The sequence below is a fragment of the Pseudomonas sp. P108 genome (assembly GCF_032613195.1).
GTDB lineage: Bacteria > Pseudomonadota > Gammaproteobacteria > Pseudomonadales > Pseudomonadaceae > Aquipseudomonas.
In genome coordinates this window covers 4624264-4632500 of the sequence record NZ_CP126691.1, presented here as the reverse complement: position 1 = coordinate 4632500, position 8237 = coordinate 4624264, and the positions used below count along the sequence as shown (strand labels likewise).

The following is an 8237-nucleotide window of genomic DNA, read 5'->3' as shown; positions in this document are numbered from 1 at the left end:
AAATCAACCGAGATTCCCTTAGTAGTGGCGAGCGAACGGGGACTAGCCCTTAAGTGGCTTTGAGATTAGCGGAACGCTCTGGAAAGTGCGGCCATAGTGGGTGATAGCCCTGTACGCGAAAATCTCTTGGTCATGAAATCGAGTAGGACGGAGCACGAGAAACTTTGTCTGAATATGGGGGGACCATCCTCCAAGGCTAAATACTACTGACTGACCGATAGTGAACTAGTACCGTGAGGGAAAGGCGAAAAGAACCCCGGAGAGGGGAGTGAAATAGATCCTGAAACCGTATGCGTACAAGCAGTGGGAGCAGACTTTGTTCTGTGACTGCGTACCTTTTGTATAATGGGTCAGCGACTTATTTTCAGTGGCGAGCTTAACCGAATAGGGGAGGCGTAGCGAAAGCGAGTCTTAATAGGGCGTCTAGTCGCTGGGAATAGACCCGAAACCGGGCGATCTATCCATGGGCAGGTTGAAGGTTGGGTAACACTAACTGGAGGACCGAACCGACTACCGTTGAAAAGTTAGCGGATGACCTGTGGATCGGAGTGAAAGGCTAATCAAGCTCGGAGATAGCTGGTTCTCCTCGAAAGCTATTTAGGTAGCGCCTCATGTATCACTGTAGGGGGTAGAGCACTGTTTCGGCTAGGGGGTCATCCCGACTTACCAAACCGATGCAAACTCCGAATACCTACAAGTGCCGAGCATGGGAGACACACGGCGGGTGCTAACGTCCGTCGTGAAAAGGGAAACAACCCAGACCGTCAGCTAAGGTCCCAAAGTTATGGTTAAGTGGGAAACGATGTGGGAAGGCTTAGACAGCTAGGAGGTTGGCTTAGAAGCAGCCACCCTTTAAAGAAAGCGTAATAGCTCACTAGTCGAGTCGGCCTGCGCGGAAGATGTAACGGGGCTCAAACCATACACCGAAGCTACGGGTATCACCTTCGGGTGATGCGGTAGAGGAGCGTTCTGTAAGCCTGTGAAGGTGAGTTGAGAAGCTTGCTGGAGGTATCAGAAGTGCGAATGCTGACATGAGTAACGACAATGGGTGTGAAAAACACCCACGCCGAAAGACCAAGGTTTCCTGCGCAACGTTAATCGACGCAGGGTTAGTCGGTCCCTAAGGCGAGGCTGAAAAGCGTAGTCGATGGAAAACAGGTTAATATTCCTGTACTTCTGGTTATTGCGATGGAGGGACGGAGAAGGCTAGGCCAGCTTGGCGTTGGTTGTCCAAGTTTAAGGTGGTAGGCTGGAATCTTAGGTAAATCCGGGATTCTAAGGCCGAGAGCTGATGACGAGTGTTCTTTTAGAACACGAAGTGGTTGATGCCATGCTTCCAAGAAAAGCTTCTAAGCTTCAGGTAACCAGGAACCGTACCCCAAACCGACACAGGTGGTTGGGTAGAGAATACCAAGGCGCTTGAGAGAACTCGGGTGAAGGAACTAGGCAAAATGGCACCGTAACTTCGGGAGAAGGTGCGCCGGTGAGGGTGAAGGACTTGCTCCGTAAGCTCATGCCGGTCGAAGATACCAGGCCGCTGCGACTGTTTATTAAAAACACAGCACTCTGCAAACACGAAAGTGGACGTATAGGGTGTGACGCCTGCCCGGTGCCGGAAGGTTAATTGATGGGGTTAGCTAACGCGAAGCTCTTGATCGAAGCCCCGGTAAACGGCGGCCGTAACTATAACGGTCCTAAGGTAGCGAAATTCCTTGTCGGGTAAGTTCCGACCTGCACGAATGGCGTAACGATGGCGGCGCTGTCTCCACCCGAGACTCAGTGAAATTGAAATCGCTGTGAAGATGCAGTGTATCCGCGGCTAGACGGAAAGACCCCGTGAACCTTTACTATAGCTTTGCACTGGACTTTGAATTTGCTTGTGTAGGATAGGTGGGAGGCTTTGAAGCGTGGACGCCAGTTCGCGTGGAGCCATCCTTGAAATACCACCCTGGCAACTTTGAGGTTCTAACTCAGGTCCGTTATCCGGATCGAGGACAGTGTATGGTGGGTAGTTTGACTGGGGCGGTCTCCTCCTAAAGAGTAACGGAGGAGTACGAAGGTGCGCTCAGACCGGTCGGAAATCGGTCGTAGAGTATAAAGGCAAAAGCGCGCTTGACTGCGAGACAGACACGTCGAGCAGGTACGAAAGTAGGTCTTAGTGATCCGGTGGTTCTGTATGGAAGGGCCATCGCTCAACGGATAAAAGGTACTCCGGGGATAACAGGCTGATACCGCCCAAGAGTTCATATCGACGGCGGTGTTTGGCACCTCGATGTCGGCTCATCACATCCTGGGGCTGAAGCCGGTCCCAAGGGTATGGCTGTTCGCCATTTAAAGTGGTACGCGAGCTGGGTTTAGAACGTCGTGAGACAGTTCGGTCCCTATCTGCCGTGGACGTTTGAGATTTGAGAGGGGCTGCTCCTAGTACGAGAGGACCGGAGTGGACGAACCTCTGGTGTTCCGGTTGTCACGCCAGTGGCATTGCCGGGTAGCTATGTTCGGGAAAGATAACCGCTGAAAGCATCTAAGCGGGAAACTTGCCTCAAGATGAGATCTCACTGGAACCTTGAGTTCCCTGAAGGGCCGTCGAAGACTACGACGTTGATAGGTTGGGTGTGTAAGCGCTGTGAGGCGTTGAGCTAACCAATACTAATTGCCCGTGAGGCTTGACCATATAACACCCAAGCAATTTGCGTCGAAAGGCCAGATTGCGGTGTGTGAAGACGAAACGAACCGAAAGTTCGACTGCACTTAAAAAAGCAGCACAAACACCGAAAGCTGTCACATACCCAATTTGCTGAAGCGAGGCCACAAGGTCACGACTCAGTACCCGAATTTCTTGACGACCATAGAGCGTTGGAACCACCTGATCCCATCCCGAACTCAGCAGTGAAACGATGCATCGCCGATGGTAGTGTGGGGTTTCCCCATGTGAGAGTAGGTCATCGTCAAGATTAAATTCCGAAACCCCAATTGCGAAAGCAGTTGGGGTTTTGTTTTGCCCGCAGGAAAATGTTCGCGGGACAACGCTGTCCCAACCGTCGCAAGAAATCGCCATTGGGGAAATTCCTTCTGAAGTGACCGGGCAGTTTTTGGTATGGTGCAGCTCGTTTTTTAACGGACTGATGTCATGCCCACGGATAGGCACTCATTTATGTCAAAGAGTTGCTGTAGAAATGCCTGAACCCATCCCGATCAAGGATCACGAAAAAGAGACGCGTCTGGTCAACAAACGGTTGATCGCCTGCGCCATGTTCGTCTTCGCCGTCAGCTGCGCCCTGGTCGTGCGCCTGTACATCCTGCAAGTGGTGGAGTTCGACTACCACTCGACCATCTCCGAAAACAACCGCGTCCACGTCTTGCCGATCCCGCCGACACGCGGCTTGATCTACGACCGCAATGGCGTGCTGCTCGCCGATAACCGCCCCAGTTTCAACCTGACCATCACCCGCGAACGCGCCACCGACGTCAATCAAGAACTGGACGAAGTCATCAACCTTCTGCACCTGCCAGCAGAAGATCGCACCGTCTTCGACAAGGCCATGAAGCAGTCCCGCCACCCATTCACGCCGGTGACGCTGTTCTATGAACTGACGGAAGAGCAAATCGCCGTACTGGCCGTCAACGAGTTCCGTCTCCCGGGCCTCGATGTCGAGCCGCAGTTCGTCCGCCATTACCCACTCGGCGCACATTTCGCCCACTCGATCGGCTACGTCGGCCGGATCAACGAGAAAGAATCCAAGAGCCTCGACTCGGTCGAGTACCGTGGTACCCAATCCATCGGTAAAACCGGTATCGAGCGTTTCTACGAAGCGCAGTTACACGGCCACGTCGGTTACGAAGAAGTGGAAACCAACGCTCAAGGTCGCGTACTCCGTGTTTTGAAACACACCGACCCGGTCCCCGGCCAGAACATCGTCCTGAGCCTCGACATCAAGCTGCAAGAGGCGGCCGAAGCCGCTCTGGGTGATCGTCGTGGTTCAGTGGTCGCGCTCGATCCTTCGACCGGTGAAGTGTTGGCCATGGTCAGCAATCCGAGTTTTGATCCGAATCTGTTCGTCACTGGCATCAGCTCCAAAGAATATTCGGCACTGCGAGACTCGATCGACCGTCCGCTGTTCAACCGCGTACTGCGCGGGCTCTACGCGCCAGGTTCGACGATCAAGCCAGAAGTGGCAATTGCCGGCCTCGACGCCGGTGTCGTGACGCCGCAGACCCGCGTTTTCGACCCCGGTTATTACCAACTCCCGGACTTCGATCACAAGTACCGCAACTGGAACCACAGCGGTGACGGCTGGGTGGATATGGACGCGGCGATCATGCGTTCCAACGACACCTACTTCTACGATCTGGCCCATAAGCTCGGTATCGATCGCCTGCACGATTACATGGCCATGTTCGGCCTCGGCGAGAAAGTCTCGCTGGACATGTTTGAAGAGTCGCCCGGTCTGATGCCATCGCAAGCGTGGAAGCGCGCAACGCGCCGCCAGGCCTGGTTCCCGGGCGAAACGGTCATCCTCGGCATTGGTCAGGGCTATATGCAGGTCACGCCGTTGCAACTGGCTCAAGCCACGGCGTTGATCGCCAACAAAGGCGTATGGAATCGTCCACACCTGGCCAAGACCGTCGACGGTGTCGCTCCGGTTGACGAGCATCCGATGCCGAACATTCTGCTCAAGGATCCGCGTGACTGGGAGCAGGTCAACCACGGCATGCAGATGGTGATGCACGATGCCCGAGGCATCGCCCGCGCGGCAGCGGCCGGTGCGCAATATCGCATCGCTGGCAAGAGTGGTACGGCGCAAGTGGTGGCGATCAAGCAGGGCGAACGCTACAACCGTGAGAAAACCCTCGAACGGCACCGCGATAACGCCTTGTTTGTCGGTTTCGCCCCGGCCGAGCATCCGAAAATCGCGATTTCGGTGATGATCGAAAACGGTGAGGCCGGTGGTCGTGTCGCCGGTCCCGTGGTGCGGCAGATCATGGACGCCTGGCTGCTTGATCAGGACGGCCATCTCAAGCCGCAATATGCGGCGCCGACCAAGGCGCCGGGTGACCCGCACGTTTAACGGTTCACAGCCTCGGCTCATGCTGCTTGAGCCGAGGCTGTGAGTTGTCCTGCAAAGCCTATTTGCAGCTGTAACCCTCGGGCATCGTGACGCTGTAGTTACGCTGTACGCGCTCCTCAAAGCTCAGGTTCTGCAAACCTTGCTCCACCAGAAACGCTTCGACCTTGGCGGACTGGCAGTCATCGTTATAGGACGAGGCCCGAAGCAGGTAGACCGTGCGTTTGCTGGCTTCATCCCGGGCCGTGGCATTGAATGTACTGAGCGTGGTGTAACCGGTTCGCTCCGAGGTACCTATCGGGCCGTAGGTCGTGTTGGGTGTACTGGTGCAGGTCAGTCGGTCGTCCTTTTTCTTGCTGTTCTTGCACACGGTAGAGGTGCTGGTCGGCACGTGCCCATACTCGGTGGCGGTATAACGATAAGTCACCTGTCGACTGCCAATATCGAGGCTGACCGTCATGTTTATCGGCGCATGGTTCTTTGGCAGGCTGGCGTCGGTGTAGACCTCCCGGTAGCCCCGGTCTTTCAGCGCGTTAACCATGTCGCGAAGATAGTAGCGGGCATTCAGAGAGTTTTCATCGCTACCGCCTGCTGATGTCACAAGCACAGTTGCCTTTCGATCAAATTGATAGTCCGGGTCAGGTGTCGCATTTAACGCTACGTCCAGTTGTGTCGCGCAGCCGCTGATCAACGCTGTCAGCAACAACAGCGCGCAAAGTAAAAACCGGGTCATGACAAAGTCGCCTTACAACCAAGGATTGAATAAAAGGTAAACGGTGGGGACTGGCGGTAATTAACTCGCGTTTATGCGCAAGGCTCAGTCTTTCTGGTATTCCAGGAGATCGCCAGGCTGGCAATCGAGTGCGGCGCAGAGTTTGTCCAGGGTGGCCATCTTCACGCCCTTGACCTTGCCATTTTTGAGTAACGACAGGTTGGCCTCGGTAATGCCCAGCAGCGCAGCTAACTCTTTCGAGCGAATTTTTTGCGTGGCCATGACAACGTCAAGGCGGACGATAATGGTCATTGTCTTGTTCTATATGTATTGACTTTGCTCATCGCTGAGTACTTTTGCGTCACGCATGATAATTGAAAACAAACAGAGCAAAACCCCTTTGATGATCTCGTAGGCCGACGAGGAAGACAGGCCAATCGAGAACTGAAAAATGCGCTCCCCAGGGGGCAGATCGATGGACAGCGTCAAACCTTGCAAGGTCTCTACCAGCGGGTAGGTTGCAGGAGAAATGATGCACAGAATCCCCACTCGCCAAAGAACCCTGATATTGCGCTCGGTCCAGGTTTCACCGCGGGACAAGCGCAGGAAAAACAGGCCTGTCAGCCAGAGCACGTAAGTCGAGAGCAGAACGGGCAGGAAATCCAAAGAGATGAGCAGCGCGGTGACCAGTGGTGAGAGCCATGTGTCGGGCGCAAGTAGTTCGCCTTCGACAAACGGGTCAAGCAATTGCGGTGAGTTTTCAGCAAAGGCGTAAAGCAGAGCCGCGAGCATTTCATCCGTTTTGAAGAACCAGATCGATGCGTTGCCACCGACCTCGGTCACCCCTAAAACCCAGACAAGAATCGCTGCCAGTAATCCGACCCAATGCATGCGCTGCAGTGCCAATCCGTTGTTACGAGTACTCATGAAAAATCCTTGCGGTGCCATTGGGAATGACTAATTCTCGATGTTAAATTATCGAATGGCAATAATAAATTGTTCTTTTTTTGTTAAGAGCACAGGTGGAATCGAGTGCGGGGGCCACAGAGTGAACCTCTGTTTCATCGACCTGGGGGGATTTCAATGTCGATTTGCTCTCGAATTCAAAACAAGTCGAGCGCAGAGGAGGGAAACGATCCACTCGGTGGCCGCTGGTATCGATGAGGGGTTCAGGGATTGATTAGAGCGGGCACACACGCTAGAGGCATGCTTCAGTCGCCCGCTCTTACCGGGGTTACTTGATCTCGGTAACAAAGTTTTCCCGCGAGCGGCGCACCTTTTTCAGGTTGACCAACCAGTCTCCCTCAGTGGCTCTATGCCCCAACGGCAGAATCACCACACTGCGCAAGTTGCGAGCCGAGAACCCGAGGATCTCATCGATGGCTGCCGGGTCGAAACCTTCCATCGGTGTGGCATCGACTTCTTCAAACGCTGCGGCGATCAAAGCTGAGCCCAAACCGATGTAAGCCTGTCGCGCAGCCGCCTGATAATTGGCTTCCTTGCCACGTCCAGCGACAATACCCAAGAGCATCTGACGGTAATTTTCCCATCCTTCGTTAACCGTCCCGCGTACTTCATTGGTCAGGTCAAACATCATGTTGACTCGCTCCGCAGTGATGTCGTCCCACGCGGCGAACACCAGCAAATGAGAGCAGTCGGTAACCTGCTGCTGATTCCAGCTGACGGCTTTGATCTTTTCGCGAATCTCTGCGTTAGTCACTACGAGCAATTCAAAGGGCTGCAGTCCACTTGATGTCGGCGTTAACCGCACCGCTTCCAGAATGCGCTCGATTTTTTCATCGGACACCGTCCGGGAAGGGTCGTACTTTTTCGTTGCGTAGCGCCATTTCAGCAGGTCTGTCAGTGTGCTCATCATCAAATTCCGTAAAGGTGAAAGATGTTCAGGTGGGTCAATAACGACTGGCTGTCGTGCTGAGCCTGGGCTTATGCTAACGATTAAAGCCAACTTGAAGGTCAAGCAGTTTTTATGAAGATTGGAGAAGTTTCCAAGCGCACCGGTGTTGCCGCTTCGGCCATTCGCTATTACGAGGAACAAGGGTTACTGGAGCCTTCTACCCGTGACGCCAATGGATATCGCCACTACGCCGAGGCAGCTGTTGCACGATTGATACTGGTGCGCGACGCGCAACGGCTTGGTTTTTCTCTCGAGACCATTCGCGGTCTGTTCTTGCAGGATGGCAGTTGTTCGAAATCGCTGACCATCGAGCAAATCGATATCCGTATGGATGAGATACGCCAGATCGAGGCCAACCTGGCGATGCAACGTGAGGGATTGTTGCGGCTGCGGCATGTGCTTGAGGAAAGTTTGCGCAGTGGTGCTCCTGTCGTGTGCGCGAGTGTGCACAGGGCCGAGTCGTATCGGCCTGAGCAGAACATGATCACGCGCAACGCATTGCACGGGCGTTGACCCACATTTGAAATGCGTTCCAATGTGGGAG

Annotated in this window: 6 protein-coding genes and 2 rRNA genes (1 of these 8 running past the window's edge); 4 read left to right on the top strand and 4 right to left on the bottom strand. The window is 54.2% G+C overall.

Going from position 1 to position 8237, the window contains the following annotated elements; all coding sequences use genetic code 11:
- From QOM10_RS20255 to mrdA, 3 genes are all read left to right on the top strand, one after another.
- A 23S ribosomal RNA gene (locus QOM10_RS20255) occupies positions 1-2674 on the top strand (it extends 220 nt beyond the left edge of the window).
- A gap of 164 nt (positions 2675-2838) precedes the next feature.
- Positions 2839-2954, top strand: a 5S ribosomal RNA gene (gene rrf / locus QOM10_RS20250).
- A 222-nt stretch (positions 2955-3176) separates the two neighbouring features.
- On the top strand, positions 3177-5069 hold the full coding sequence (mrdA, locus tag QOM10_RS20245; protein ID WP_116030939.1) for a penicillin-binding protein 2: 1893 nt from the start codon (positions 3177-3179) through the stop codon (positions 5067-5069).
- A gap of 58 nt (positions 5070-5127) precedes the next feature.
- On the opposite strand, the gene QOM10_RS20240 is transcribed toward mrdA, so the two are convergent.
- From QOM10_RS20240 to QOM10_RS20225, 4 genes are all read right to left on the bottom strand, one after another.
- The gene (locus tag QOM10_RS20240; protein ID WP_127929171.1) at positions 5128-5799 is read right to left on the bottom strand and encodes a hypothetical protein; all 672 of its coding nucleotides are present in this window, start codon (positions 5797-5799) and stop codon (positions 5128-5130) included.
- Positions 5800-5883: 84 nt separating this feature from the next.
- A complete protein-coding gene (locus QOM10_RS20235) occupies positions 5884-6090 on the bottom strand; it encodes a helix-turn-helix domain-containing protein (RefSeq protein ID WP_003226632.1) in 207 nt (68 codons plus the stop codon).
- A 9-nt stretch (positions 6091-6099) separates the two neighbouring features.
- Positions 6100-6705, bottom strand: coding sequence for a hypothetical protein (locus tag QOM10_RS20230; protein WP_316916847.1), 606 nt, complete (start codon positions 6703-6705; stop codon positions 6100-6102).
- Between the two features lie 307 nt (positions 6706-7012).
- The gene (locus QOM10_RS20225) at positions 7013-7654 is read right to left on the bottom strand and encodes an NAD(P)H-dependent oxidoreductase (RefSeq protein WP_316916846.1); all 642 of its coding nucleotides are present in this window, start codon (positions 7652-7654) and stop codon (positions 7013-7015) included.
- A gap of 111 nt (positions 7655-7765) precedes the next feature.
- Here QOM10_RS20225 and QOM10_RS20220 point away from each other — a divergent pair, with 111 nt between their 5' ends.
- On the top strand, positions 7766-8206 hold the full coding sequence (locus tag QOM10_RS20220) for a MerR family transcriptional regulator (RefSeq protein WP_150776640.1): 441 nt from the start codon (positions 7766-7768) through the stop codon (positions 8204-8206).
- Positions 8207-8237: the final 31 nt, after the last annotated feature.

What these genes read in the sequence shown, in the direction of transcription:
- mrdA (WP_116030939.1), top strand. Translation starts at nt 3,177, where the DNA reads ATGCCTGAACCCATCCCGATCAAGGATCACGAAAAAGAGACGCGTCTG.
- QOM10_RS20240 (WP_127929171.1), bottom strand. Translation starts at nt 5,799, where the DNA reads ATGACCCGGTTTTTACTTTGCGCGCTGTTGTTGCTGACAGCGTTGATC.
- QOM10_RS20225 (WP_316916846.1), bottom strand. Translation starts at nt 7,654, where the DNA reads ATGATGAGCACACTGACAGACCTGCTGAAATGGCGCTACGCAACGAAA.
- QOM10_RS20220 (WP_150776640.1), top strand. Translation starts at nt 7,766, where the DNA reads ATGAAGATTGGAGAAGTTTCCAAGCGCACCGGTGTTGCCGCTTCGGCC.
- QOM10_RS20235 (WP_003226632.1), bottom strand. Translation starts at nt 6,090, where the DNA reads ATGACCATTATCGTCCGCCTTGACGTTGTCATGGCCACGCAAAAAATT.
- QOM10_RS20230 (WP_316916847.1), bottom strand. Translation starts at nt 6,705, where the DNA reads ATGAGTACTCGTAACAACGGATTGGCACTGCAGCGCATGCATTGGGTC.